The 26,111-nt window shown below is 73.6% G+C and carries 24 protein-coding genes; 10 read left to right on the forward strand and 14 right to left on the reverse strand.

Going from position 1 to position 26,111, the window contains the following annotated elements:
* Positions 1-35: 35 nt before the first annotated feature.
* The 4 genes from ACIPXM_RS25135 to ACIPXM_RS25150 all read right to left on the reverse strand — a co-directional run bounded on the left by ACIPXM_RS25135 (position 36) and on the right by ACIPXM_RS25150 (position 3,410).
* Positions 36-962 carry an amino acid ABC transporter permease gene (locus ACIPXM_RS25135; RefSeq protein WP_401659336.1) on the reverse strand — a complete coding sequence of 309 codons (927 nt, stop codon included), beginning with the start codon at positions 960-962 and terminating at the stop codon, positions 36-38.
* Positions 959-1,624, reverse strand: a complete 666-nt coding sequence (locus ACIPXM_RS25140; RefSeq protein ID WP_401659339.1) for an amino acid ABC transporter permease — start codon at positions 1,622-1,624, stop codon at positions 959-961. Before ACIPXM_RS25140 ends, ACIPXM_RS25135 begins: the two co-directional genes overlap by 4 nt.
* 42 nt (positions 1,625-1,666) lie before the next feature.
* A complete protein-coding gene (locus ACIPXM_RS25145; RefSeq protein WP_401659341.1) occupies positions 1,667-2,512 on the reverse strand; it encodes a glutamate ABC transporter substrate-binding protein in 846 nt (281 codons plus the stop codon).
* A gap of 109 nt (positions 2,513-2,621) precedes the next feature.
* Entirely contained in the window at positions 2,622-3,410 is a 789-nt protein-coding gene (locus ACIPXM_RS25150; RefSeq protein WP_401659344.1) for an amino acid ABC transporter ATP-binding protein, read from the reverse strand.
* A gap of 481 nt (positions 3,411-3,891) precedes the next feature.
* Here ACIPXM_RS25150 and ACIPXM_RS25155 point away from each other — a divergent pair, with 481 nt between their 5' ends.
* From ACIPXM_RS25155 to ACIPXM_RS25180, 6 genes are all read left to right on the forward strand, one after another.
* Positions 3,892-4,521 (forward strand): prephenate dehydratase domain-containing protein, encoded by a 630-nt coding sequence (locus tag ACIPXM_RS25155; protein ID WP_401659347.1) that lies wholly within the window; start codon positions 3,892-3,894, stop codon positions 4,519-4,521.
* Complete coding sequence (locus ACIPXM_RS25160) at positions 4,518-5,855, forward strand: DUF6421 family protein (RefSeq protein ID WP_401659350.1); 1,338 nt, start codon at positions 4,518-4,520, stop codon at positions 5,853-5,855. The genes ACIPXM_RS25155 and ACIPXM_RS25160 overlap by 4 nt, the downstream gene beginning before the upstream one ends.
* The gene (locus tag ACIPXM_RS25165; protein ID WP_401659353.1) at positions 5,852-6,922 is read left to right on the forward strand and encodes an EamA family transporter; all 1,071 of its coding nucleotides are present in this window, start codon (positions 5,852-5,854) and stop codon (positions 6,920-6,922) included. The genes ACIPXM_RS25160 and ACIPXM_RS25165 overlap by 4 nt, the downstream gene beginning before the upstream one ends.
* Positions 6,919-8,244 (forward strand): ATP-grasp domain-containing protein, encoded by a 1,326-nt coding sequence (locus ACIPXM_RS25170; RefSeq protein WP_401659356.1) that lies wholly within the window; start codon positions 6,919-6,921, stop codon positions 8,242-8,244. The genes ACIPXM_RS25165 and ACIPXM_RS25170 overlap by 4 nt, the downstream gene beginning before the upstream one ends.
* Positions 8,241-9,131, forward strand: a complete 891-nt coding sequence (locus ACIPXM_RS25175; RefSeq protein WP_401659359.1) for a branched-chain amino acid aminotransferase — start codon at positions 8,241-8,243, stop codon at positions 9,129-9,131. Before ACIPXM_RS25170 ends, ACIPXM_RS25175 begins: the two co-directional genes overlap by 4 nt.
* 384 nt (positions 9,132-9,515) lie before the next feature.
* Entirely contained in the window at positions 9,516-9,974 is a 459-nt protein-coding gene (locus ACIPXM_RS25180) for a Crp/Fnr family transcriptional regulator (protein WP_401659361.1), read from the forward strand.
* Positions 9,975-9,997: 23 nt separating this feature from the next.
* Here ACIPXM_RS25180 and ACIPXM_RS25185 read toward each other — a convergent pair whose 3' ends face one another.
* Entirely contained in the window at positions 9,998-10,450 is a 453-nt protein-coding gene (locus ACIPXM_RS25185) for a GNAT family N-acetyltransferase (protein WP_401659365.1), read from the reverse strand.
* A 207-nt stretch (positions 10,451-10,657) separates the two neighbouring features.
* On the opposite strand from ACIPXM_RS25185, the gene ACIPXM_RS25190 reads away from it, so the two are divergent.
* On the forward strand, positions 10,658-12,007 hold the full coding sequence (locus ACIPXM_RS25190; RefSeq protein WP_401659368.1) for a diacylglycerol/lipid kinase family protein: 1,350 nt from the start codon (positions 10,658-10,660) through the stop codon (positions 12,005-12,007).
* Positions 12,000-12,632 (forward strand): phosphatase PAP2 family protein, encoded by a 633-nt coding sequence (locus ACIPXM_RS25195; protein WP_401659370.1) that lies wholly within the window; start codon positions 12,000-12,002, stop codon positions 12,630-12,632. Before ACIPXM_RS25190 ends, ACIPXM_RS25195 begins: the two co-directional genes overlap by 8 nt.
* A gap of 100 nt (positions 12,633-12,732) precedes the next feature.
* Here ACIPXM_RS25195 and ACIPXM_RS25200 read toward each other — a convergent pair whose 3' ends face one another.
* The 9 genes from ACIPXM_RS25200 to ACIPXM_RS25240 form a co-directional block, all read right to left on the reverse strand.
* A complete protein-coding gene (locus ACIPXM_RS25200) occupies positions 12,733-13,449 on the reverse strand; it encodes a GntR family transcriptional regulator (RefSeq protein ID WP_401659373.1) in 717 nt (238 codons plus the stop codon).
* Positions 13,450-13,489: 40 nt separating this feature from the next.
* The gene (locus ACIPXM_RS25205) at positions 13,490-14,503 is read right to left on the reverse strand and encodes an ornithine cyclodeaminase family protein (RefSeq protein WP_401659376.1); all 1,014 of its coding nucleotides are present in this window, start codon (positions 14,501-14,503) and stop codon (positions 13,490-13,492) included.
* 23 nt (positions 14,504-14,526) lie between these two features.
* Entirely contained in the window at positions 14,527-15,612 is a 1,086-nt protein-coding gene (locus tag ACIPXM_RS25210; RefSeq protein ID WP_401659378.1) for a proline racemase family protein, read from the reverse strand.
* The gene (locus ACIPXM_RS25215; RefSeq protein ID WP_401659381.1) at positions 15,609-16,613 is read right to left on the reverse strand and encodes a proline racemase family protein; all 1,005 of its coding nucleotides are present in this window, start codon (positions 16,611-16,613) and stop codon (positions 15,609-15,611) included. The genes ACIPXM_RS25210 and ACIPXM_RS25215 overlap by 4 nt, the downstream gene beginning before the upstream one ends.
* A 22-nt stretch (positions 16,614-16,635) precedes the next feature.
* On the reverse strand, positions 16,636-17,550 hold the full coding sequence (locus ACIPXM_RS25220) for a dihydrodipicolinate synthase family protein (RefSeq protein WP_401659383.1): 915 nt from the start codon (positions 17,548-17,550) through the stop codon (positions 16,636-16,638).
* Between the two features lie 132 nt (positions 17,551-17,682).
* Complete coding sequence (locus ACIPXM_RS25225; protein WP_401659386.1) at positions 17,683-19,143, reverse strand: NAD(P)/FAD-dependent oxidoreductase; 1,461 nt, start codon at positions 19,141-19,143, stop codon at positions 17,683-17,685.
* On the reverse strand, positions 19,124-19,387 hold the full coding sequence (locus tag ACIPXM_RS25230; RefSeq protein ID WP_401659389.1) for a (2Fe-2S)-binding protein: 264 nt from the start codon (positions 19,385-19,387) through the stop codon (positions 19,124-19,126). The genes ACIPXM_RS25225 and ACIPXM_RS25230 overlap by 20 nt, the downstream gene beginning before the upstream one ends.
* A complete protein-coding gene (locus ACIPXM_RS25235) occupies positions 19,384-20,541 on the reverse strand; it encodes an NAD(P)/FAD-dependent oxidoreductase (RefSeq protein ID WP_401659391.1) in 1,158 nt (385 codons plus the stop codon). Before ACIPXM_RS25235 ends, ACIPXM_RS25230 begins: the two co-directional genes overlap by 4 nt.
* Positions 20,542-20,612: 71 nt before the next feature.
* Positions 20,613-22,991, reverse strand: a complete 2,379-nt coding sequence (locus ACIPXM_RS25240; protein ID WP_401659394.1) for a collagenase — start codon at positions 22,989-22,991, stop codon at positions 20,613-20,615.
* Positions 22,992-23,241: 250 nt separating this feature from the next.
* Here ACIPXM_RS25240 and ACIPXM_RS25245 point away from each other — a divergent pair, with 250 nt between their 5' ends.
* Both ACIPXM_RS25245 and ACIPXM_RS25250 read left to right on the forward strand, forming a co-directional pair.
* Positions 23,242-23,835, forward strand: coding sequence for a TetR/AcrR family transcriptional regulator (locus tag ACIPXM_RS25245; RefSeq protein WP_401659397.1), 594 nt, complete (start codon positions 23,242-23,244; stop codon positions 23,833-23,835).
* Between the two features lie 155 nt (positions 23,836-23,990).
* A complete protein-coding gene (locus tag ACIPXM_RS25250) occupies positions 23,991-26,066 on the forward strand; it encodes a discoidin domain-containing protein (RefSeq protein WP_401659400.1) in 2,076 nt (691 codons plus the stop codon).
* The last annotated feature ends 45 nt before the right edge of the window (positions 26,067-26,111 follow it).

Genomic DNA, 26,111 nt, shown 5'->3' on the forward strand with positions numbered 1-26,111 from the left:
CCGGCGCTCAGGGGCACCGGGTCAGGGGCAGCGGGTCAGGGGCGGCGGTCCGGTGGCTGCCCCGGCTCGCCGGGCACCGCGAGGTCCTCCACCGCGGCCGCCGCGACGACCGCGCCGGTCGTCCGGCGGCCGCGCCGCAGCCGCCGTTCCAGCCGGGAGGCGAAGGTGGTGAGGGCGAGGTTGAGCAGCACGAAGACGACGGCGACGACGGTGAAGCAGGCGATGGTGTTGGCGCCGTAGTTGGCGCTCATCGGGCGGACCGAGGCGAGGAGTTCGGAGAAGCCGAGCATCGCGCCGCCGAGCGCGGTGTCCTTGACGATGACGACGAGCTGGCTGACGAGCGCGGGCAGCATCGCGGTGACGGACTGCGGGAGCAGCACGTACGCCATGGTCTGGCCCTTGCGCATGCCGATCGCGCGGGCCGCGTCGGTCTGTCCGGCGGGCAGCGCGAGGATGCCCGCCCTGACCACCTCGGCGAGCACCGAGGCGTTGTAGAGGACGAGTCCGGTGACGACCGCGTACAGCGGGCGGGTCTCGGGGCTGATGCCGGTGAACTCGGCGTAGGCGGCGTTGGCGAAGAGCATCAGGATGAGGACCGGGATGGCGCGGAAGAACTCGACGAACGCCCCGGCGGGCAGCCGGACGGCGCGGTGGTCGGAGAGCCGGGCGATGCCGAACAGGGCGCCGAGCGGCAGCGCCAGGGCCATCGCGAGCGCGGCGGCGACGACGGTGTTCTTCAGGGCGGGCAGCACATAGGTGGTCCAGACCCGGGAGTCGGTGAAGAAGGGCGCCCATTTCGCCCAGTCCAGCTGGTTCTTGGCGGCGAGCTCGGCCGCCACCCACCAGACGACGGCGCCGACGGCGACGAGGAAGAGCAGGGCGTAGAGGAGGTTGCGGCGGCGGGCCCGCGGTCCCGGCACGTCGTACAGGACGGTCGCCCCGCCGTCGTCGCGGCGGCTCATCGCTTCACCGCCGCCTTCTTGGCGAGCTTGCCGAGGAGCAGTCCGGTCGGCAGCGTGAGACAGAGGAACCCGGCGGCGAAGATGACGGAGATGAGGATGAGCTGGGCCTCGTTCTCGATCATCTCCCGCATCAGCAGGGCGGCTTCGGCGACGCCGATGGCGGCGGCGACGGTGGTGTTCTTGGTGAGCGCGATGAGGACGTTGGCCAGCGGTCCGACCACCGAGCGGAACGCCTGCGGAAGCACCACCAGGCGCAGCGTCTGGGTGAAGCCGAGGCCGATCGCGCGGGCCGCCTCGACCTGGCCGATCGGCACGGTGTTGATGCCGGAGCGGACCGCCTCGCAGACGAACGCCGAGGTGTAGGCGGTGAGTCCGAGGACGGCGAGGCGGAAGTTGATGACGGTGAAGTCCTCGGAGCCGAGGCTGACCCCGAGGGTCTGGAAGAGGCCGAGCGAGGTGAAGACGATGATGACGGTGAGCGGGATGTTGCGGACGATGTTGACGTAGACGGTGCCGAACACCCGCATGAGGGGGACGGGGCTGACCCGCATGGCGGCCAGCAGCGTCCCCCAGACGAGGGAGCCGATCGCGGACCAGAACGTCAGCTGGACGGTGGTCCAGAAGGCGCCCAGGATGTCGTAGCCCTTGAGGAAGTCGAACACGACGGCCTGCCCGGGCCGGTCACCGGCGGGTCTCCCGGCCGGTCACTGGACGATCACGCCGATCTTCGGCGCGGGCTCGTTCTTGTAGCCCGCAGGTCCGAAGTTCTTGTCGACGGCCTTCTGCCAGGAGCCGTCGGCGACCATCTTCTGCAGGGCGGTGTTGATCCGGTCCTTCAGATCGCTGCCCTTCTGGACGCCGATGCCGTAGTTCTCGTTGCTGAGCTTGAAGCCGCCGAGCTTGAACTCGCCCTTGAACTGCGGCTGGGCCGCGTACCCGGCGAGGATCGAGTCGTCGGTGGTGAGGGCGTCGACGACGCCGTTCTCCAGGCCGGTCAGGCACTCGGAGTAGCCGCCGTACTCCTGGAGCTGCGCCTTGGGGGCGATCTTCGTCTTGACGTTCTGCGCGGAGGTGGAGCCGGTGACCGAGCAGAGCTTCTTGTCGTTGAGGTCGGACGGCTTGGTGATGGAGTTGTCGTCGGCCCTGATCAGCACGTCCTGGTGGGCCAGCAGATAGGGCCCGGCGAAGTCGACCTTCTCGGCGCGCTTGGGGTTGATGGAGTAGGAGGCGGCGATGAAGTCGACGTCGCCGCGCTGGAGCATGGTCTCCCGGTCCGCGCTCTTGGCCTCCTTCCACACGATGTCGCCGGGGTCGTGCCCGAGCTGCTTGGCCACATAGGTCGCCACGTCGACGTCGAAGCCCGTGTAGGTGCCGTCCGGGGTCTTCAGGCCGATGCCCGGCTGGTCGAACTTGATGCCGACGGTGATCTTGTCGGCGCGCTGTCCGTGGCCGCCGGAGGGACCGGCGGCGGCGTACGCGGAGCCCGTGAAGGACAGCACGATCGCGGTGGCCGCGGCGACGGTGAGACGGCGGGTCCTGAGCGGGTTCATGGGATCACCCCTAAGGGGTCGGGTCAGTCACATCGGATCGGGTCGAATCGAATCGGGTCGGGCCAGGTCAGATCGGTCGGTCGGTCGGTCGGTCGGTCGGTCGGTCGCATCAGTGTTTGAGGATCTTGGAGAGGAAGTCCCTGGCGCGTTCGCTGCGCGGGTTGCCGAAGAACTCGTCGGGCGCGGCCTCCTCGACGATCCGGCCGTCGGCCATGAAGACCACCCGGTTCGCGGCGGACCGCGCGAAGCCCATCTCATGGGTCACCACGACCATCGTCATGCCGTCCCTGGCGAGCTGCCGCATCACCTCCAGGACCTCGTTGATCATCTCCGGGTCGAGCGCCGAGGTCGGCTCGTCGAAGAGCATCACCTTGGGGTCCATGGCGAGGGCGCGGGCGATCGCGACCCGCTGCTGCTGGCCGCCGGACAACTGCGCCGGGTACTTGTCGGCCTGTTCGGCCACGCCGACCCGGTCGAGGAGTTCCCGGGCGCGCCGCTCGGCCTCCGCGCGGCTCTTCCTGCGCACCTTGATCTGGCCGAGGGTCACGTTGTCGAGCACGGTCCGGTGGGCGAAGAGGTTGAAGGACTGGAAGACCATCCCGACGTCGGCGCGCAGCGCGGCGAGCGCGCGGCCCTCGGCGGGCAGCGGGCGGCCGTCGACGACGATCTCGCCCGCGTCGACGGTCTCCAGGCGGTTCACCGCCCGGCACAGGGTGGACTTGCCGGAGCCGGAGGGGCCGATGACGACCACCACCTCGCCGCGCCGGACGGTGAGGTCGATGGAGCGGAGCACGTGCAGCGTGCCGAAGTGCTTGTCGACCCCGCGCAGCACGACGAGCGCGTCGCCGTTGCCGCCGTCGACGCCGTCGTCTCCGCCGCCTCCGTACGGGACGGGCATGGCAGCCTCCTGCCTCCCCCCGCACCCTCCCCCCTGTCCTGGCTCGGGCCCTCCTCCGGTCCTCCTCCGGGTCCTCCCTCAGCTCCTCCTTCAGGTTCATGCTCCGCCTTCGGCCGGGCCGCCGCACGCCGGGGCCGCGCACCGCGACGGGTGCCGCGGCGGCCGCCCGTCCACACTCCGGACACGACCTGACGGACTACATCCGGGTACGCGGGGTGGCGAGGATTCGCCGCCCGGTGACCGGACGCCCGTGGTACCGGGGGCAACACGGCAAGGCGGGTACGCGGCAGGGGTATTCGGCCATCCCTGACACGCCACGAAACACCTTGCCCCGGCGCCCCGGCCCTTGCTTGGATCCGGTGCGGGCGGCCTCGTACGCCATTCACCGCGTAGGAGACCGCCGCAGTTCGCACCACGTACCGGGGAAGTCCGCACCACCCGGCCGGTGTCCGCACACGCTCACAGAGAGGCCCCCACGCCGATGCACGCGCGACCGGACGACATCCGCCACCTGCACACCCTCGGCCCCCACGGCACGAACCTGGAAGCCGCGTCCCACGAATGGCTCCGCCTTCGGGGGATCGAGGACGGCACCGTGACCCTGCACTCCTCCATAGAGTCGGCCCTCGAGGCCGTGCCCGACGACGGCGCGCACGCGATCACCGCCTGCGCCGTCTATCCCGACCTGCACACCCTGGTCTTCGGGAATCTGCACCGGCTGCACATGGTCGACAGCTTCCTGCTGCCGACCCACAACATGGTCCTCGCCAGCAACGGCACCGCCACCCCGGCGACCGTCGCCTCGCACCCCGCCCCGCGCGGTCTGGTGGCGCGGGCGCTCGCCCCGGCCCACGCCCACGTGCGCGAGGTCCTGAGCAACTCGCAGGCCGCCATCGAGTGCGCCGAGGGCCGCGCCGACGCCTGCATCACCACGATCGTCGCCGCGCGCGAGCGCGGTCTGCGGGTGCTGCGGGACTTCGGCCCGGTGCCGATGGTCTTCACCGTGCACCAGGTGCTCGCGGTGGACACCGACGCCCTCGCCGCCGGTGCCGACGCCCTCGCGACGGACGCCCTCGCGGCCGGTGCCGCCCTCGCGGGGGCCGCCCGATGAGCGCCGACACCGCGACCGCGTTCCGCGCCGCGCCCGCCACCACGCCCGCGACCGCGCCGGTCGGCGAGCCGCTGCTCGCCGACTGCGCGTTCCTCGCCGAATCGCTGATCCCGCTGGTCGACCGCTTCCGGGCGCGCCAGCGGGACGACGGCACGGTGCCCGAGCCGGCCGACGAGGACCGGGAGCTGCTGGCCCGGATCCGGGACGAGGCCGTCGCCTTCCACCGGCGGCGCGGGCACCACGGGCAGGCCGACGCGCTCGCGGCGGACGTCGACGGCTGGCTGGCCGCCGGGCTCGACAGCCGCCCGCACTTCGGCCGGTCCCGGGACGCGCTCAGCGCCCCGGCCGACGGCGACACGGTGTTCTTCCTGGCGCCCGTCCAGACCACCAACAGCGCCCCGCCGGTGGGCAAGCGGCTCGACTGCTTCTTCGCCCTGCGCAAGGAGCCGGACGCGCTGCCGACGCTCGCCGAGAGCTTCCCGCACCCCAAGAACAACTGCCAGTCGCTGATCCTGCTGACCGGCAGCGAGGGCTTCGCGCACGGCTCCTGCCTGGTGTTCTTCCCGGAGAACGTGGCCGCGCACGACAAGGTCACCGAGCAGCCGTACGCGATGTTCTTCTTCAACAAGATGCGCAAGATCCACGAGACGTACGCGCTGCCCGCCGCGGCCGCGGTGCTCACCGCCGACTCGCTGCCCGGCGCGTCCGGCGGGCTCGCCGCCGAGGTGTGCTTCGAGGCCCGGGCGATCTGGGGCTACCTCCACGACTCCATGCACTACCAGGGCCTGTGGCCGTTCGACGAGCACATCTCGCTGAAGATGAACTGGTTCGTCGGCCTCCTGGAGGAGATCAAGGTCGACGCGAAGACCGTCCTCGCCTGCGCGGACAGCGGCCTGGTGCCGTACGCGCGGGAGCAGATCGCGATGATCCTCCTGGAGCGGGTGTTCCGCTACCCGCAGGCCGACGACGCCACCGGCAACTTCGACTCCGGCACCGGGGTGTTCCTCTACTCGTGGTTCCGCGAGCACGACGCCCTGGTCGGCTCCCCCGACGACGGCGGGCTGCTCCGGCTCGACCTGGACCGGGCCGTCGAGGCGCTGCGGGAGTACGTGGCCACCATGGAGCGCCTGGAGGCCGAGGTGACCTCGGACGACGCCTACCGGGCCGCGGCGCGTGAGTTCGTACGCCGCTATCTGCCCGCCCCGGAGACCGACCGGGACGCGAACGGGCGGCGGCTGCGCTACGCGTTCACCGCGGACCAGGAGGTGCTGCGGCGCGCCAAGGCCGGTCTCGACCGGCTGCCACCGCTGCGGTTCGCGCGGGCGGAGTGGTGACGGAGGACCACTCCGCCGCGCCCGCGGCGGCCGGCCGGGGCGGGCGGCTGCTCGTCCCCGGCCTGGCCTGTCTGATGGTGCTGCTGCTCGCCGCCGGATGGCTGCTGTCCGGGCACCTGGTGAGCGGCGCGCCCGCGCTCGCCGTGGCGGCGGGCCGGACCGCGGCCAGCTTCCTGGTGATCACGGCGGTCGCCGCGGTGCTGCCGCGGACCTGGGCGGGGGTGCGCACGGCGACGGCGCGCCCCGGCGCGATCGCCGTCCTGGCGTTCCTCGGCTTCTTCGCCTACTACTCGGGGACGCTGCTCGGCACCAGCCGGATCGGGGCGTCCCGGGTCGGTCTGATCGTGTCGCTGCTGCCGTGTCTGACCTTCCTGATCGGCATCGTGGCGTTCCGTGAGCCGTCGTCGCGGCGCAAGCTGTCCGGCACGCTGCTCGCGGTGGCCGCGGCCGTCGGCTACGCGATCGCCGACGGGCGGGCGAGCGGGGCCGCGGTCGGCGGCGGCGCGCTGCTCACCGGCGGTCTGATGGCGCTCGCGGGCACCTTCACGTACGCGCTGTACGGGTATGTGTACCGGCAGCGGATGGCGGACGTGCCGCCGCTCGCCGCGCTCCCGGCGATCACCGGCGCGGGCACCGTGATGCTCGGCGTCGCGGTGCTGCTCTTCGTGCCGCTCGGTTCGGTCCGGGCGGCGGACTGGGCGGGCATCGCGCTGCTCGGGGCGGTGCTCACCGCGCCGGTGTTCGTGATCTCGCACGAACTGATCCTGCGCAAGGGCCCGTTGTTCACGTCGGCGGTGGCGCTCGTGGTGCCGTTCCTGGTGCGGCTCGGCGAGTGGGCGCTCGGCTCGGCCGGTCCGCCCGGGCCGCTGGTCGTGGCGCTGATCGCGGTCTGCGCCGCCGGGGTGTGGCTGACCGTCGGCGGCCGGGCCGCGCCGCGTACCGTACCGGCCGACGGGTCCCCCGCCGACCCGGGCGCGTCCGATCCGGCCGCATCGGATCCGGACGTGTCCGGTCCGGCGGGACCCGCGTCCCCGTCCTCCGCACCGAGCCAAGGAAGCAGTTCATGACCGCAGCCCGCCCCACCCTCGTGCTCGTCTACCAGCGCAGCGCGCTCCCCTGGATCTTCGAAGGCGCCGCACGGGCCGGGATCGACCTGGTGCTCGTGCCCCGTCCCGACGAGGACGTGCCGGCGGACCGGCTGCCGCCGGCCGTCGTCGAGCTGCTGCCGCTCGACCCGGAGGGCGACCCCGAGGGGGCGCTCGCCGCGCTGCGCAAGCGCCACGAGGAGCGCCCCTTCCAGGGCATCGTGACCCTGTTCGACCCGCTGGTGCCGTTCGTCGCCGAGGCCGCCGAGCGGCTCGGCCTGCCGGGGATCGGCCGGGACACGGCGCTCGGCGCGCAGGACAAGCGGGTGATGCGGGAGCGGCTGACGGCGGCGGGGCTCAACGTGCCGCGGTTCGCGCGGATCGACGGTCCCGACCCGGAGCCGGGCCTCGCCGCCGCCGACGCGCTCACCTTCCCGGTGGTGGTCAAGCCCGCGCACGGTTTCTCCAGCCTGGGCGTCACCCGCGCCGACTCGCCCGCCGCGCTGCGCACCACGGTGACCGAGGTGCGCGCGGTGTGCGCGGCGAAGCTGGGGGTGCGGGACGCGGCGCTGGTCGTCGAGGAGTACCTGGACGGGCCCGAGTTCGCCGTGGAGTCGCTGGCGTACCAGGGCAGGGTGCGGGTCCTGTCGATCGGCTACAAGGGCGAGCCGGAGGGCCCCTACTTCGAGGAGAGCGTCTACCGGGCGCCCGCGGCGCTCCCGGCGGACGTGCGGGACGCGGTGGTGCGCGAGGTGACGGCGGCGCACGCGGCGCTGGGGATCACCGACGGGCCCACCCACACGGAGCTGCGGCTGCGCGGCGGCACCCGGCCCTATCTCCTGGAGATGGGCGCCAGGATCGGCGGCTCCGGCGTCTCGGCCTATGTCGCCTCGCATGTGAGCGGGGTGGACCTGGCGGCCGAGGCGCTGCGGCTCGCGGTGGGCGGCGCGCCGTCGGACCCGGCGGCCGAGGGGCTCGCGGAGCCGGTCGGCGCCGCCGCCAACTACATCGTGCCGTGCGGCGGCCACGGGCGGATCAGCGCCGTGCACGGGCTCGCCGAGGTGGCGGCCGATCCGCGGGTCGACCACCTGATCCAGATGCTGTTCCCGGGCGATGTGGTGCGCCCGTACCCGGACTTCACCGGCTACCCGGCCTTCGTGATCTCCCGCCACGACAGTACGCCGGAGGCCGAGGCGTTCCACGCCGAGCTTGAGCGGGCCGTCCGTATCGAGTACGCGACCGAGTACACGGCCGAGTCGGCGCACGCGGCCGGCCACGACGAGGCCGAGGAGGCCCGGGCATGACGTCCATACCGTTCGACGACCGGGACGGCACCATCTGGGTGGACGGCGCGTTCGTGCCGTGGCGGGAGGCCCGGCTGCACGTCCTCTCGCACGGACTGCACTACGGCGGCGCCGTGTTCGAGGGCGTCCGGGTGTACGGCGGGCAGCCGTTCAAGTCGGTGGAGCACGCGGAGCGGCTGCGCGCCTCGGCCCGCGAGATGAACTTCGAGCTGCCCTGGTCGGCGGCCGAACTCGACGCCGTCACACGGGAGATCGTGTCGCGAGGGCAGATCACCGACGGCTATGTACGGCCGGTGGCGTGGCGCGGCAGCGAGCAGATCAGCGTGTCGGGCGCGGGCAGTTCGGTGCATGTGGCGGTGGCGGCGTGGGAGTGGCCGCACGTGTTCTCCGACGACGCGCAGGAGTCGGGCATCCGGCTGCGCACCTCGCGCTGGCGCCGTCCGTCGCCGGAGTCGGCGCCGGTCCGGGCCAAGGCGGCGTCGCTGTACGCGATCGGGACGCTGGCCAGGGACGAGGCGGAGGCGGACGGCTTCGACGACGCGCTGCTGCTCGACCACCGGGGCAACCTGGCGGAGGCGACGGGGGCGAACCTGTTCCTGGTGATCGACGGGGAGCTGCACACCCCGGTGCCGGACGGCTTCCTGGACGGCATCACCCGGCAGACGGTGATCGCGCTGGCCGCCGGACTCGGTCTGACGGTCCGGGTGCGGGCGATCGACCCGGCCGAACTGGCCGTCGCCGACGAGGTGTTCCTCACCGGCACGGCGTACGAGGTGCAGCCGGTACGGGCGGTCGACGCGCGCGAGTTCACGGTGGGCGGCACCACCAAGCTGCTCGCGGAGGCGTACGGGCGTCTGGTGCGCGGCGAGGGCGACGGCGCCCCGTAGGGACCCCGGCTCCCGGCGCCGTGTGACGCCACCGGCCCGCCCCGATCGGCCGTCGGGGCGGGCCGGAACCGCGATCAGCCCGCGGTCTCGCGGGCGGAGAAGCCGTGGACGCGGAGAAGCCGTGGACGAGGACGATCGAGGGCTTGTCCGCCATGCGAAGGCAACCGTTCCGCGCGGGGTCCCCCGGGACACGGTCACGCTATACGGAGGGTGACCGGGTCGCCACCGGCCGTACGGGCGGTTCGACGGGGTGGCGCAACGCGGTACGGCGTCCGTGTGACCGGACGTGTGCGGCGTGGGCGGACATCCGGGGCAGGCCGGACACTGGAGTCGGGACGCACGCCGTCCGGGACGCCCGCCGTCGCCGCGCCGAGGAGGCCCGCCATGAACACCGCCGCACCCAAGGTCAGCACCCTGCCGCCGGAGCACCGGGAACGGCTGATGGCGTACGCCGAGGACGCGTACTTCGAGTCGGGCGACCGTCTGTTCGAGGAGCAGCAGCGGGCCGACCGGTTCTGGATCGTGAAGACCGGCGCGGTGGCCCTGGACGCCAAGGTCCCGGGCCGTGGCTCGCCGGTCATCGAGACGCTGCGGCACGGTGAGCTGGTGGGCCTGTCGTGGCTGTTCCCGCCGTATCTGTGCCAGTCGGGCGCGGAGGCGATGACCCCGGTCAGGGCGTACGAGTTCGACGGCGCGGCCGTGCGGTCGATGTGCCGCACGGACGCGGAGTTCGGCGCCTCGGTGACGTTCTGGGTGGGCCAGATCCTGGCCCACCGGCTCCAGGTGACGCGGGTGCGGCTGCTCGACCTGTACGCGCCGCACGGCAGCGGGATCATGGCCTGAGGGTCCCTGCGGGCCCCCAGGGGTCAGTCCCGGTCGAGGTCCCGTACCCACCAGTCGTGCGCGGTGCCGTCGGCGCGGCTGATCTGGCCGCGCCGGACGAATCCGGCCCGCCGGGCGACGGCCGCCGCGGCCGGGTCGTCGACGGGGGTCGCGGCGACGGCCCGGCGGGCGCCCGCCGCGCGGGCGTGCGCGCAGCCGAGGAGCACCGCGCGGGTGGCGAGGCCGCGGCCGCGCGCGTCAGGCGCGAGGGCGTAGCGGAGGTCGACGTCGCCGTCGGCGAGGCCGTCGGCGGTGCGGGCCGGGCGCAGTTCGAGGGTGCCGAGCAGCCGCCCGGCCCGGATCCCGAACACCACGGCGGGGCCGTGCGGGCGCCAGGACAGCGGGTCCGGTTCCGGGTGTCCGGGCTGCTCGGGGTGGTCGGGGCCGGGCGGTGACAGGGTGACGACCCCGTCCGAGAGCTTCGCATCATCACGCACCCGAACGATCTTGTCGCCAAACGGCCCGTGCCACAATCGGTATCCGGTCGGACCCCCGCCGCCATCGTGCCGACGGCGCGGGACGCTCACCCGAACGGGCGCGTCGGGCGGTGCCGGACCCCTCCGGCCAGCACGCTTGGCTTGTCGGAACGGGGGCAGGGTTCGCCGGACGGACCGTAGTGGCACGGGAGACAGGGGAGGCAGACGGTGAGCACGGAGGATCCGGACCGGACCAGGACCGTGGCGCGCTCCCGGTTGCTCGCGCGGTGCGCGGTGCTCGCCGCCGCGGCGGCCGTGGTCTCGCTGTTCGTCCCGTTCGGGAGCGGCGGGCTGCTCGTCGTCGGCAGCGGTCTGGTGGGCCTCGCGCTCGCCGCGGCCGGTGTCTGGTGGTTCCTGGCCCACCGGGGTCCGGTCCGGCTGCTCGGCGCGCTGCTCGCCGTCGGCACCCCGGTCGCGGTCCTCGTCCTGTACGTCGACAGCGGTCTGTGGCCCGCCGCGCTGACCGCCCTGGCGTTCTGGGTCGTCTCACTGTCCTGCGCCCGGCGCGCGCTTCACCGGCCGGGGCGCGGCCACCGGACCCGGCCCGCCAGGCCGCCCCGGCGGCCGGTGCTCCTGATGAACCCGAAGTCCGGCGGCGGCAAGGTCGAGAAGTTCGGCCTGGTCGGCAAGGCCGAGGCGCTCGGCGCCCGGGTGGAACTGCTCGGTCCCACCGGTCCCGACGGCGAGTTCGCCGATGTCACCGAGCTCGCCAGGGCCGCCGTCGCGGACGGCGCCGATCTGCTCGGGGTCGCGGGCGGCGACGGCACCCAGGCGCTGGTCGCGGCGGTCGCCGCCGAACACGGCCTGCCCTTCCTGGTGATCAGCGCGGGCACCCGCAACCACTTCGCGATGGACCTCGGGCTCGACCGCGAGGACCCGTCGCGCTGCCTCGACGCGCTCAGGGACGGCGAGGAACTCCGCGTCGACCTCGGCGACGTCGACGGGCGGCCGTTCGTGAACACCGTCTCCTTCGGGGTGTACGCGGATGTCGTGCAGCGCCCCGAGTACCGCGACGCGAAGGCGGAGACGGCGCTCACCGTGATGCCGGACCTGCTCGCGGGCGGTCAGGGCCGGCGCTTCGACGCGGTCGCGGACGACAACCGGCTGCCCGCCCAGCAGGCGCTCCTCGTCAGCAACAACCCGTACAGCTCGCCCGACCCGTTCGGCGGCGCGCGACGGCCCCGGCTCGACCGGGGCACCCTCGGTGTGGTCGGGGTCCGGGTGGAGGGCGCCGCGCAGGCGGCCGACCTCGCGGTGCGCGGTGCGCTGTCCACCGGGCTCAACGTGTTCTCCGCCCGCCGGGTCGAGGTGACCGCCGAGGCCGCCGAGCTTCCGGTGGCGGTCGACGGCGAGGCGCTCTCCCTGCCGACCCCCGTGGTCTGCACCGTACGGCCGCGGGCGCTGCGGGTCCTGGTCCCCCGGGACCGGCCCGGCGTGCCCGCCGCACCACCCCTGAACTGGCGCCGGATCATCGTGCTCGCCTTCGGCCGCCGCCTTGGAGGAACGTCCCATGGCTGAGACCACTCCCCCGTCCACCGCGCCGCGGGCCCCGCTCGGACACCGACGGACGGGCCGCCGCCCGTCGGCGCTGCGCGCGGTGCTCACCGACCTCAACGCGGTCGACGGCGCCCTGTACGCGGCGGTCGCCGCCACCCCGACCCCGGCGCTCGACCGGGGCCTGCGGCGGTTGTCGGCCGCCGCCGACCACTCGAAGATCTCGGTGGCGGTGGCGGCGGCCCTGGCCCTCGCGGGCGACCGGCCGCGCCGGGCGGCGGTGGCCGGGATCGGGGCGATCGCGGTGGCCTCGGCGTCGGCGAACCTGCTCGGCAAGCGCCTGGTACGGCGGCCACGGCCGGACCGCGAGTCGGCCCGGGTGACGGTGGACCGGCATGTGCCGATGCCCCGTTCGGCGTCGTTCCCGTCCGGGCACACCGCCTCGGCGGTCGCGTTCGCCACGGCGGTCGGCGTGGTGCTGCCGCCGATGGCCGTCCCGCTCGGGCTGCTCGCCGGTGCGGTGGGCTACTCGCGGGTGCACACCGGGGTCCACTATCCGGGTGATGTGGCGGCCGGTGCGGTGCTCGGCCTGGCGAGCGCGGTGACGGCGCTCGCGGTGACGAACGCGGTGCTGCCCGCGAGGGGATGAGCCCGCGGTGCGCTGACCCGGCGGGCCGGTCCGGGGTGTCCCGGCCCGGCCGCGCACGGCCCGACTGCTCGCGGCCCGGCTTGCTCGCGGTCCGGCCCGGTCAGCCCTTGCGGACCGGGCCGAGCCGCACACCGGGGCGCTCGACGGGCTCGTCCCGGGCCTCGGCCCAGAGCGAGCGCACATGGCCGAGGTGGCGCATCATGCACGCCTCGGCCCCGGACCGGTCGCCGGACAGCATCAGTTCGAGCAGTTCCACGTGCTCCTCGGCCGAGGAGACCAGCTTCCCGGCCTCGTCGAGCCCGGTGAGGCCGTACAGCCGGGACCGCTTGCGCAGCTCGCTGACGGTCTCCACCAGCCGGTCGTTCCCGGCCAGGCCGAGCAGGGTCAGGTGGAAGCGGCGGTCGGCCTCCAGATACCCGATGAGGTCGTGGCGGCGGGCGGCGGCGACGATCTCCTCGGCGAGCGGCCGCAGCGCCTCCAGCTGCTCCCGCTCGGCGAGTTCGGTGACCCGGCCGACGGTGGGGACCTCGATCAGCATCCGCAGTTCGGTGCACTGGTCGAGTTCGCGCTCGCTGACCTCGGTGATCCGGAAGCCCTTGTTGCGGACCGGTTCCACCAGGCCCTCGCGCGCGAGGTCGAGCATCGCCTCGCGCACGGGGGTGGCCGAGACGCCGAGTTCGGCGGCGAGACCGGGCGCCGAATAGACGCTGCCCGGCCGGAGTTCACCTGCTATCAGGGCGGCCCGCAGGGCGTGGCCGACCTGGTCGCGAAGCCGCTCCTGGGCCTTGATGAGACTGTGCTGCTTCAGGTCACCCACGCTGATCCTCCGATAACTCGCCGAGGCACAGCGTACAATGTCACGTTTCGCTGACACCCCCTGCTTCGCGCAGCGCGGCCCGGTGCAGCGCGACCGCCACGGCCAGGTCCTCCCAGGCCATGCCGACGCTCTTGAAGAAGCGCGGGACGCCGGGCGGCGGGGTGGCCCGGCCGTTGGCCAGGTCGGCCAGGGTGCCGGCGACGTGGTCGGGCCCGATGACGCCCTCCGCCAGCGGGACGAGCAGATCGCCGGCCTCGCGGTCGGCCGCGGCCCGCGACTCGACGTACACGGTGGACCTGGCGACGAAGGCGGAGTCGGTCTCGCGGGCGTCCGGTTCGTGCGAGCCGACGGCGACGACCGTCGCCCCGGGCGCGACGAGCCGGCCGTCGAAGAGCGGGGTGCGGGCGGTGGTGCAGCACAGCACCAGGTCCGCGTCCGCCACGTCGTCGGCGGTTCCGGTACGGGCCTTCGGCACACCGAGGGCCTCGGCGTGCGCGACGAGCGGCCGGGCCTTCGCCGGGTCGCGGCCCACCACCACGGCCTCGGCCACCTCCCGTTCGGCGCACACGGCGTCGAGGTGCGCGTACGCCTGCGGTCCGGTGCCGAACACGACAAGCCGAAGCGGTCCTTCGGCGGGCGTGAGGTGACGGATCGCCAGGGCGGAGACGGCGGGGGTACGGAGCGAGGTGAGCGCGGCGCCGTCCATCAGCGCCACCGGGAGCAGCGTTGCCCCGTCGAGCAGCAGGTAGGAGCCGGTGATCCGGGGCAGGTCGCGGGCCGGGTTGCCGGGGGCGATGCCGGTGATCTTCACCCCGGCCCAGGAGCCGGATGCCGCCGTGGCCTCGGCGGTGGCGGGCATCAGGAGCAGTTCGTTGCCGTCCGGCGCCGGGACCGAGATGCGGGGCGTGGCCCGCTCCGGGTCGAGTCCGGCGCGCAGCGCGTCGGCCAGCGCGTCCGCGGCGGCGGCCGGGGGCAGCAGCCGGAACACGTCGGCGGCGTCGAGGGTGCGGAGCCCGCCGTCGCTGGTGTGGGTGTCGTTGCTGGTGTCGGTCATGTCGTCCATGGTGCTCTCTGCGGTCACAGGGTGAATCCGGTGCCCAGCGTGTCGTGCGGGTCGAGCACGAAATGGTGCTCTCCGGTGCGGTGGGCGCTGCCGGTCACCTCGGTGACATAACCGGCGGGTCCGGCCGGGAGGACCCGGGCGGTGAACTCGGTGCCCACCAGGGAGGTGTGGAGCAGGGTCTCGCCGGTGCCGATGCGCCCGTCGTCGGCGAGCAGCGCGAGCCGTGCCGAGGTGCCGGAGCCGCAGGGCGAGCGGTCGATCTGTCCGTCGGCGAACACGGTCACGTTGCGCTGGTGCGGCCCGCGCGGGTGGCCGGGGAGTTCGTCGTGCAGGATCACCCCGTACACCCCGGAGAGCAGCGGGTCGCCGGGGTGCCGGGTCGCCGGGTGTCCGGCGAGGGCGGCCCTGATCTCCTGTCCTGCGCGGGTGAGCGCGGGCAGGTCGGCCCGGTCGACGGCGAGGCCGAGGGCCCCGGCGGGGACGGAGGCGTAGCAGGCGCCGGCGTGGGCGAGGTCGGCCTCGACGGTGCCGAACGAGGTGGTGACCGGCACCTTGCGGGCGGTGACCCGGGCGGGCACGTTGCGGAAGGTGACGGCGGTGGTGCGGCCGCCCGCGCGGTGGACGGTGGCGATGACCCGGCCGGACGGCACGTCGATCCGGACCTGGGCCGCGCCGTCCTCCGGCGCCCTGACCCGGCCGGTGTCCACCGCCCAGGCGCCGAGCGCGATGGTGCCGTGGCCGCAGGCCGTGGAGTAGCCGTCCTTGTGCCAGAAGAGCACGCCGAGATGGGCGCCGTCGTCGTCCGGCGGGACGACGAAGCCGCCGTACATCCCGGAGTGCCCGCGCGGCTCCCGGACGAGCAGTTGCCGCAGGGTGTCGTGGCGGCCGGGGCGCGGGGCGGTGCCCTCCCCGGCGGGGCCGAGGAGGGTGGCGCGGCGTTCGGCGACGGTGTCGCCGGGCGGTGGCGGCCAGCCGCCGCCGTCGGTCAGGTCGACGATCCGGAAGGGTTCCCCGGCCGTGTGGTAGTCGGTGGTGCGGACCCCGTGGGCGTACGCGGCCGGGTCCGTGACCGGGTCCGGGCGCGTGTCCGGGGGCGTCACAGCAGGAATCCGGCGGGGAACGGGTCGGTGGGGTCGAGGAAGTACTGGGCGGTGCCGGTGATCCAGGCGCGGCCGGTGACCGTGGGCACCACGGCGGGCCGGCCCGCGACGGTGGTCTCGCCGATCAGCCGCCCGGTGAACTCGGTGCCGATGAACGACTCGTTGACGAAGTCGGTGCCGAGCGCGAGCTGTCCGCGCGCGTGCAGCTGGGCCATCCGGGCGCTGGTGCCGGTGCCGCACGGGGAGCGGTCGAACCAGCCCGGGTGGATGGCCATCGCGTGCCGGGAGCGGCGCGCGTCGGATCCGGGGGCGGCCAGGTAGACGTGCTTGAGGCCGCCCTGGGCGGGGTCCTCCGGGTGCACCGGGCGGTCCTGGCCCGCGTTGACCACGTCCATCAGGGCGAGTCCGGCCGCGAGCAGTTCGTCCTTGTGGGCGCGGTCGAAGGGCAGGCCGAGCGCGTCGAGGTCGACGAAGGCGTAGAAGTTGCCGCCGTAGGCGAGGTCGTAGGTGATCGTGCCGTGGCCGGGGACCTCGGCCTTGAGGTCGAGGCCGACGCTGAAGGCGGGCACGTTGGTGAGGGTGACGGCGGTGGCCGCCCCGTCCGCCACGTGGACGTCGACGCTCACGAGCCCGGCGGGGGTGTCGAGCCGGACGGTGGTGACCGGTTCGGTCACCGGCACCATGCCGGTCTCGACCAGGACGGTGGCCACCCCGATGGTGCCGTGGCCGCACATCGGCAGCAGCCCGGACACCTCGATGAACAGCACGCCGTAGTCGGCGTCGGGGCGGGTGGGCGGCTGCAGGATGGCGCCGCTCATGGCGGCGTGGCCGCGCGGCTCGTACATCAGCAGGGTGCGGAGGTGGTCGAGGTGGTCGAGGAAGTGCAGCCGCTTCTCGGCCATGGTGGCGCCGGGGATCACCCCGACGCCGCCGGTGATCACCCGGGTGGGCATGCCCTCGGTGTGCGAGTCGACCGCGTGGTAGACGTGACGGGTACGCATACGGTTCTTCTCCCCCCGGATCTCAGTGGTGGCCTTCGGCCAGGGCCTTCTCGGTGGCGGCGCGCACGGCGGCCTCGGCGGCGCCGGTGAGCGGCAGCCGGGGCGGGCGGGTGGCGCCGCCGGGCCGTCCGGCCAGGTCCATGGAGAGCTTGATGGCCTGCACGAACTCGGTCTTCGAGTCCCAGCGAAGGAGCGGGTGCAGCGACTTGTAGAGCGGCAGGGCGGTGGCCAGGTCGCCTTCGACGGCGGCCCGGTAGAGCTCGGCGCAGGCGGTGGGCAGCGCGTTGGGGTAGCCCGCGATCCAGCCGACCGCGCCCGCCAGGGCGAGTTCGAGGAGCACGTCGTCCGCGCCGATCAACAGGTCGAGGTCCGGGGCGAGTTCGGCGATCTCGTAGGCGCGGCGGACGTCGCCGCTGAACTCCTTGACGGCCACGATGTCGCCCGCGGCGTGCAGCCGGGCGAGCAGTGCGGGCGTGAGGTCCACCTTGGTGTCGATCGGGTTGTTGTACGCGACGACCGGGAGCCCTGCCTTCGCCACGTCCGCGTAGTGGGCGAGGACGGCCGCCTCGTCGGCGCGGAAGGCGTTCGGCGGCAGCAGCAGCACCGAGCCTGCGCCCGCCTCCGCCGCCTGCTCGGCCCAGCGCCGGGACTCGGCGCTGCCGTAGGCGGCGACGCCGGGCATCACCCTGGCCCCGTCTCCGGCGGCCTCGACGGCGGTACGGACGACCTGGGCGCGCTCCTCGGCGGTGAGGGTCTGGTACTCGCCGAGCGAGCCGTTGGGCACGACGCCGTCGCAGCCGTTGTCGATCAGCCAGCGGACGTGCTCGGCGTAGGCGTCGTGGTCGACGGAGAGGTCCTCGCGGAGCGGGAGGGCGGTGGCGACCATGATGCCGCGCCAGGGGCGGCTGGGGCTCCAGTGGGTGGCGGTCTGGCTCATCTGCGACTCCTTAGTAGTGTGTGACATTTTATTGATGGGTGTGAGTCAGGACAAGGGGGTGACGAGGGGTTTTGCGGCCCATCCGGCGCGTTCACTCGGGGAGTTGGGCGCGGCGCGGGCCGGCCGGGGGCGCTACCCGGGGGCCCGGGTGCGGCTCGGGGGTTCGGCGGGATCCGGCAGCGCCGCGAGGAGGCGCAGCGGGACCGGGGCCGCGAGGGGGCGGCGGTCCGGGGTCGGCGCGGTGTCGGTGGCGGCGCCGCCCGCCCGGGCGCACAGGGCCGCGACCGCCGGGCCGCACATCCGGCCCTGGCACCAGCCCATGCCCGCGCGGGTGAGCAGCTTGACCGTCCGGGCGTCGCGCGCCCCGAGTTCCGTGAGCGCCTCCCGTACCTCCCCCGCCGTCACCTCCTCGCAGCGGCACACGTCGGTCGCGTCGGTCAGCCAGCCCGGCCAGCCCGTACCGGGGCGGTGGGCCGAGGCCATCGCGTCGGCGAACGCGCGCAGCCGGGTGCGGGTGCGGCGCAGCGCCTCGGGGGCGGTACGGCCCGCGATCGCGTGGGCGGCCAGCTCGCCCTCCGCCAGGGCCAGTTGGGCGCCGCCGATGCCGCCGGTCTCGCCCGCCGCCCAGATGCCCGGCACCGAGGTGCGCAGGTCCTCGTCGAGGTCGAGGGCGAGGGTGCCGTCCGGGGTGGCGCGGGTCGCGCAGCCCAGTGCGGTGGCCAGGGACAGTTCCGGCACCAGGCCGTGGCCCACGGCGAGCGCGTCGCACGGGATGCGGCGGCCGGTGCCCGGGACCGGGCGCCAGTCCTGGTCGAGGCGTGCGACGGTCACCGCCGTCACCCGGTCCGTGCCGTGCGCCGCCACCACGGCCTGCCGGGTGAGCAGCCGGGTGTGGTGGCGGGCGAGGGCCGTGCCGAAGCGGGCGGCCTCGGCGAGCTTCGCCGGGTTCTGCAGCAGGGTGGTGGTGTGGCGGGCGTAGCCGGTGTACGCGCTCGCCTCGACGACCGCGGGGACGCGGGCGCCGGCCCCCGCCAGGGCGGCGGCGACGGCGAGGAGCAGCGGGCCGCTGCCCGCCACGACGACCCGGCGGCCGGGCAGCACCAGGCCGCTCTTCAGCATCGCCTGGGCGCCGCCCGCGCCGATCACGCCCGGGAGCGTCCAGCCGGGGAAGGGGAGGTGGCGTTCGTGGGCGCCGGTGGCGAGGAGGAGGGCGCGGGCCGTGACCGTCGTGGGCGTGTCGCCGCCGGAAGCGTCGTCCGTGCCGGTGCCCGTGTCGCGGGCGTGGACGGTCCAGCCGGGGGCGGTGCGGGCGATCGTCCAGACCTGGTGGGACGGGTGGTACGTGATGCGGCCGCTTCGCCGGTGCGCCGTCAGGCGGTCCTGGCGGGTCGCGAAGGCGGCCCAGTCGTGCGGGTGCGGGGGTTCCTGCGGGCCGGTCAGGGTGGGTGCCGGGTGGCGGTAGTACTGGCCGCCCGGGCGGTCCGCCGCGTCGATCAGGGCGACGGTGAGGCCGAGGTCCGCGGCGGTGACGGCGGCGGCGAGACCGGCCGGGCCCGCGCCGACGACGGCGAGGTCAGCGGTCGTTGACGGCATGGCCGGTGCCCTCCTGGGTGGTGACGACGTCGCCGGGGCGGGCGGGGCGGAGGCAGGCGCGCTGGTTGGGGCGGCCGTTGACGGTGACGAGGCAGTCGAAGCACTGGCCGATGCCGCAGAAGACGCCGCGGGGGGCGCGGGCGACGCGGGTGGTGCGGGTGGTGAGGATGCCCGCGGCCCAGAGTGCGGCGGCGATGGACTGGCCCTCTCGGGCCGGGAGTGGGCGGCCGTCGAAGGTGATCATGCGGGCTCCTGGCGCGGGAAGGGGCGGGACGGGTCGAAGGGGGCGAGGTCGAGCGCGGGTCGCCGGTCGGTGAGCTGGGCGGCGATCAGGTGGGCCGTCGCCGGGGCCAGGCCGATGCCCGCCCCCTCGTGGCCGCACGCGTGGTACAGGCCCGGCACCCTCGGGTCGGCGCCGATCGCCGGGAGGTGGTCCGGGAGGTACGGGCGGAAGCCGTGGTAGGCGCGGATCACGTCGACGTCCGCCAGCACGGGGAAGAGCGCCGCCGCCTGGGCGGCGAGGCGGCGCAGCGCCGGGAGGGAGAGCGTACGGTCGAAGCCGACGCGTTCGCGGGTGGCGCCGATCAGGACGGGGCCCGCCGGGGTGCCCTCGACGACCGCCGAGGACTGCAGGGCCGCCGAGCCGCTGGCCACGTCCGCCACGTAGTCCGCCGCGTACACCTTGTGCCGCACGAGTGGCGGCAGGGGTTCGGTGACCAGGACGAAGCCCCGGCGGGGCAGCACCGGGAGGTGCGCCCCGGCCAGGGCGGCGATCTCGCCACCCCAGGTGCCCGCGGCGTTGATCACGGCCGGGGCGAGGAGTTCGCGGCGCGGGGTGCGCAGTCCGGTGATGGCGCCGGAGCGGTCGCGGAGGATCCCGGTGACCTCTTCGCCGAGGTACGCCCTCGCCCCGGAGGCGGCGAGCAGGTGGGCCGCCGCCCTGGCGGGCTGGACCTGGGCGTCCTGCGGGTAGTGGAAGGCGCCGGCCAGCCCCGGGCCGAGGTGGGGTTCGTGGTCGGCGAGGTCGTCGGCGGCGATCTCGTGGGCGGTGACGCCCGCCGCGGTCTGCCCTTCGGTGAACGCGCGGAGCGCCTTCAGGGCGGGCTCGTCGGCTGCGACGACGAGCCCGCCCTTCGGCTCGTACTCGATGCCGCGCGGGAGTTGTGCGGACAGCTCGCGCCAGAGTCTTGTGGACAGCAGCGCGAGGTCGAGCTCGGGGCCCGGCTCCTTGTCGGAGACGAGCACATTGCCTTCCCCGGCACCGGTGGTGCCGCCCGCGACGGGGCCGCGGTCGACGACGGCGACGGTGAGTCCGGAGCGGGCCGCGTAATAGGCGCAGGCTGCTCCGATCACGCCGGCGCCGATGATCACGGCGTCCAGGGAGTGTCTCTTGGGCACGGCAGTAATATGTCACATTCTTCTGAGGGTGCCCAGGGGTGGTGGCCCCTGGGCACCGTGTTGACGGAGGGTCAGCCGCGGAGCGGGCCCTCGCAGCGGAAGGAGGAGGTTCCGGCGACCTTGTTGGTCCAGATCTCCACCGGGCCGAAGGAGCAGTTCATGTCGGCCAGGTTGTTCGAGGCCGCGCCCGCGCGGTCCAGGATGAAGTAGTCGACGGTCTCCGACATGTCCTTGAAGACCTGGTCCTCGCTGGCCCAGTTGGCCAGGTTGGCGGTGATCCGGCCGGTGCAGACGAAGCGCTTCTTGCCGGGGTCGCCGTTCTCCACGCAGTCCGGGGTGTTGTAGGTGGCGGTGGCGAAGGCCGAGCGGACGGCGGCGGCGGTGCTGTCGCGCAGCTGCTCGTTGGGCGTGAAGCTGGTGTTCGGCACGTAGAGGTCGTTGACCTTGGCGATCTGGGTGTCCAGGAAGCGGTCGTACGCCGCCTGCAGGCCCGCGTCGGCGCTCTGCCGGTCGCGCCAGGCGTCGTACCCGGCCACGTCGTTGGCGCGCAGCCGCCCGTACATCTCGCGGAGCAGGCCGGGGCGCTCGGTCCAGAGGAACTCGAAGAAGGTGCCCGCGTAGTTGTAGAAGCGGAATCCGTCGCCGTCGTAGGTGGCGTGCAGCAGCTGGCGGACGGACATCCGGGGGCCGCCGCCCGCGGTGTCGCTGATGATGCCGCGGACCAGGGACTTGCGGACGGCGATGCCGTTGTCGCGGGTGGCGCCGTCGAAGAACTCGGCGGTGCCCTCGTCCATGGCGGTGGTGCGGTCGTCCTGGTACCAGGGGCCCTCGCCGAAGAACCCGGGTACGGCGAACCGGCCGTTGAGGTAGTGGGTGTACTCGTGCCGGAACAGCTCCTCCAGGGTGAGGCTGGAGTCCTGCGGCACCCGGCGCTGGTAGGTGTAGAAGGTGGCGCCGTTCTCGATGTAGATGCCGCCGTTGTTGGTGGAGTAGCCGGTCAGGATCGGGTGGAAGTTCTCGTAGTCGGCGCGGGAGGCGTAAAGGACGATGTTCAGGGTGGTGTTGGGGTCGCCGGCCAGCGGCTGGTCGGTGCCGAGCACCCGGTGGTACTGGGCCTTGACCTGCTTGCTCGCGTAGTAGAGCTGGTCGACGGTGGCCCGGTCGAGGGCGGTGCGGACCTTGATGCCGCCGTTGTCGTAGCTGTACGTGTTGGGGAAGAGGCGCCTCTCGATGTCGGCCTTGCAGACACCGTAGGGGGCGCAGGCGTTGTAGTAGTTCAGCCAGTTGACGACGGAGCCCCAGGGGGCGCTGCCGTAGCCGAAGGCCGACTCGACGCTGCCGACGAGGCCGCCGAGGTCGGCGACGATGCCGCTCTGGAGGCCGGATATCTGGCCGAAGCGGCCGTACTCGGAGAGCGCGTCGCGGACCACCCAGGCGTTGCCGCCGTTCTTGAGGTGGCCGTATCCGGCGAACGCCTTGAAGGCGGCGCGGTAGGCCGGGTCGGCCTTGGCGGCGGCCTGGAAGGCGGTGTCCTGATTGCCCGGGTAGACGCCGAGGTAGTTGACGGAGAGCGCGGAGAGCGCGGCGCCCGCCCAGGTGGGGTCCTGGTTGGTCGCGGGGTGCGCGGCGTCCATGGTGGCGAGCACCTTGACGATCAGGCCGAGCTGGTACTGGCGCAGCCCCGGGGCGCTGCCGATGTAGAGGGCCTCGCGCAGGGTGCGGGCGTTGGCGGCGGTGACGTCGAAGGTGCGGGCGGCGCTGCCGAAGTCGGCGATGGCGCGGCGGACCACGTCGACGGTGGGGGCGTCGGTGATGTCGATCTCGGTGCGGGAGAAGTCGTGGTAGGCCACCGCGTGGAGGTAGGTGAACATCTCCTCCAGGTGGGTGGTGTTCCGGCCGTCGTGGGCGGCGGCGAGGGTGGAGATGCGGCGGGCGACGGCCTGGACGTGCGCGTCGGACATGACGGGCGCGAGGCGGGCGTCCCAGGTCCAGATCAGTCCGCGCAGACAGCCGTCGGCGGTGACGGCGGGGTCGGCGAGGAAGTCGGCGAACTGCTCGGGCGAAAGCCCGCTGATGCCGTCGAGGGTGCACGGCACGCCGGCCGCTTCGAGCGCCCTGGCCTGCGCCTGTACCTGCTTCTGGGTGGTGCCGGTGGCCTTGGCGGGGCCGGGGACGCGCGGCTTGGCGGCGGTGCCGCCGGGCGCGGGGGCCGGTGCCGGGGTGGCGGTCTTGGCATCGGCGAGGTGGTCGACCTCGTCGAAGGGGTTGGCGGCGGGCGCGCCGAGAGCGCCGGGCGCGCCGAAGGTGGCGGGCACCTGGGGGGTGGCCGCCCGGGGGGCGGTGGTCGGCCGGTCGGCGGCCTGGGTGGCGGCCTGCCCGGCGGCGGCGAGGAGGGTCACCGCGACGGCGGTGGCGAGGAGGGAGGTACGCACGGCTCTGTGCTGGGACACCTGGGCTCCTGTGGGGAGGGGTGGGGGTGGGGATGCGCGGCGAACTCCCCTGGCTCACAAGGGAGTTGACGGTCTTCGAACTCACCGCGTGAGCTGTAACATAGTAATGTGAAATTGCACTGACAAGGTCTGTGCGCGAATGAGTTCTCCTGACGAACCCCGATCGCGGCACGAACCCGCGCGGCCGGTGGTGTGCGCGGGGGTGCGGCGGGGTGGGCGGTTACCCTGGCGGCCGACGCGAGGAGGCAGCATGGCACGGATGCCGTCGGCGGAACGACGCCGGCAGTTGGTGGAGGCGGCGGTCCGGGTCATGGCCAGGGACGGGGTGGCACGGGCCACCACCCGGGCGATCTGCGCCGAGGCCGATGTCTCGCTGAGCGTCTTCCACTACTGCTTCGACTCCAAGCAGGAGCTCCTGGAGGCGGCCATCGGCTCCATCACCGGCAACTACGTGGCCCGCGTGATGTCCGCCGTCGAGCCGCGCGCGACGCTGCGCGAGACCGTACGGGGCGCGCTCGGCACGTACTGGGACCATGTCACCAGCCATCCGGCCGAGCACATGCTGACCTACGAACTCACCCAGTACGCGCTGCGCGAGGACGGCTTCGAGCGGCTGGCCCGCGCCCAGTACGAGCAGTACGTGGCCTCCGCGGCCGTGCTCGTCGGGGAGGTGTGCGCGGTGCGCGAGGTGACCCCGAAGATGCCGGTGGACATGATCGCCCGGGTGCTCGCCGCGACCATCGACGGGCTGACGCTCCAGTACCTGGTGCTCGGTGACGAGCGCGCCGCCGAGGCACTGCTCGACACCCTCGCCGACCAGCTCGTGACCCTCATCGACGGCTGAGCGGTCCCTGAGCGATCGTCAACAGGTCATTTGACCCGGACTATTGACTCACTCCTCGATCACCGCGATCCTCGGCCCGAGCCGCCCTGTTACCGCCAGATACACCGAGGACGGTTCGAGCCCGGTATCCCCCATGACCGAAGGCATCGCTGACCATGAATCGAGCATCAACACGGAGAGCGGCGGGCGGCCGGTTCGCCCTCGTCACGCTGTTCATCGCGCTGGCCACCGTCGTCTTCGGCGCGGGCCCCGTGCCCGCGGCCGACGCCGGCGGCTCCTGGTGGGAACCCACCGCCAGGCCCGCGGCCGACTCGCAGATCAACGCCACGGGCGCGCCGTTCAAGGGGACGGACGCGGACGGCAAGGTGCGCGGCTTCGTCGACGCGCACGACCACCTGATGTCCAACGAGGGCTTCGGCGGCCGCATGATCTGCGGCCAGACCTTCTCCCAGGCGGGCATCGCCGACGCCCTCAAGGACTGTCCCGAGCACTACCCCGACGGCTCCGGTGCCCTCTTCGAGCACCTGACCGGCGGCGACAACGGCAAGCACGACCCGGTCGGCTACCCCACCTTCAAGGACTGGCCGTCCTACAAGTCGCTGAGCCACCAGCAGAACTACTACGCCTGGGTCGAGCGCGCCTGGCGCGGCGGCCAGCGCGTGCTGGTCAACGACCTGGTCACCAACGGCCTCATCTGCTCGCTGCTGCCCCGCGACCGCGGCTGCGACGAGATGGACGCGATCCGGCTCGAGGCCCGCAAGAGCTACGAGCTCCAGGACTACGTCGACCGGATGTACGGCGGCCCCGGCAAGGGCTGGTTCCGGATCGTCACCGACGCGGCGCAGGCCCGCTCGGTGGTCGAGCAGGGCAAGCTCGCGGTGGTGCTCGGCGTGGAGACCTCGGAGCCGTTCGGCTGCAAGATGATCCTCGACGTCGCCCAGTGCGACCAGGCCGACATCGACAAGGGCCTGGACGAGCTGTACGGCCTCGGCGTGCGCAGCATGTTCCTGTGCCACAAGTTCGACAACGCGCTGTGCGGTGTCCGCTTCGACAGCGGCACCACGGGTGTCGCGGTGAACATCGGGCAGTTCCTGTCGACCGGCACGTTCTGGGCGACCGAGAAGTGCGCGGGGCCGCAGCACGACAACCCGATCGGCCTGGCCGCCGCGCCGCCCGCGATGGCGGAGAAGCTGCCCGCCGGGGTGGCCGTCCCCTCGTACGCGTCCGACGCGAAATGCAACACCCGGGGTCTGACCCGGCTCGGCGAGTACGCCGTCAAGGGGATGATGCAGCGCGGGATGATGCTGGAGCTCGACCACATGAGCGTCAAGGCCGCGGGCCGCGCGCTCGACATGCTGGAGGCCGAGGAGTACCCGGGCGTCATCTCCAGCCACAGCTGGATGGACCTGGACTGGTCGGAGCGCGTCTACAAGCTGGGCGGCTTCATCGCCCAGTACATGAGCGGCGCCCAGGGCTACATCGGTGAGGCCGGCCAGAAGGCCGAGCTGCGCAAGAAGTACGGGGTCGGCCTCGGCTACGGCACCGACATGAACGGTGTCGGCGGCTGGCCCGCGCCGGTCGGCGCGGACGCGCCGAACGCGGTGAAGTACCCGTTCAAGAGCTTCGACGGCGGCACCACGCTCGACCGGCAGGTCACGGGTCAGCGCACCTGGGACTTCAACACCGACGGCGGGGCGCACGTGGGCCTGGTGCCGGACTGGGTGGAGCAGATCCGGCTGTCGCCCGGCGGGCCCTCGGTGGTGAACGAGATGGCGAAGGGCGCGGAGTCGTACCTGACCACCTGGAAGTCCACCGAGAACCACGAGATGGGCGTCAACCTGGCCTCGGGCAGGCCCACTTCGGCGTCCACCACCCAGTGGTGGAACCCCTTCGTCGACTACTCGCCGGGCCTGGCGACCGACGGCAACACCGGCACCCGCTGGGCCAGCGAGTGGTCCGACGACCAGTGGTGGCAGGTGGACCTGGGCAGCGCGCACCGGGTCGGCCGGGTCACCCTGGACTGGGAGTCGGCCTTCGCCAGGGGCTACCGGATCGAGCTGTCGGACGACGGCTCCACCTGGCGCACCGCCTGGTCGACGGAGGCCGGCGACGGCGGCCTCGACACGGCCGAGTTCCCCTCGCAGTCGGCCCGTTACGTCCGCGTGCACGGGGCGCAGCGGGGCACCGGCTGGGGCTATTCGCTGTACGAGGTGACGGTGGCCAGGTCCTGACACCTGACTGCTCAGCCCGTACGGGAGGGCCCGCCGGACAGGTTG

It is taken from the genome of Streptomyces sp. NPDC090025 (assembly GCF_044748125.1).
Lineage (GTDB): Bacteria > Actinomycetota > Actinomycetes > Streptomycetales > Streptomycetaceae > Streptomyces.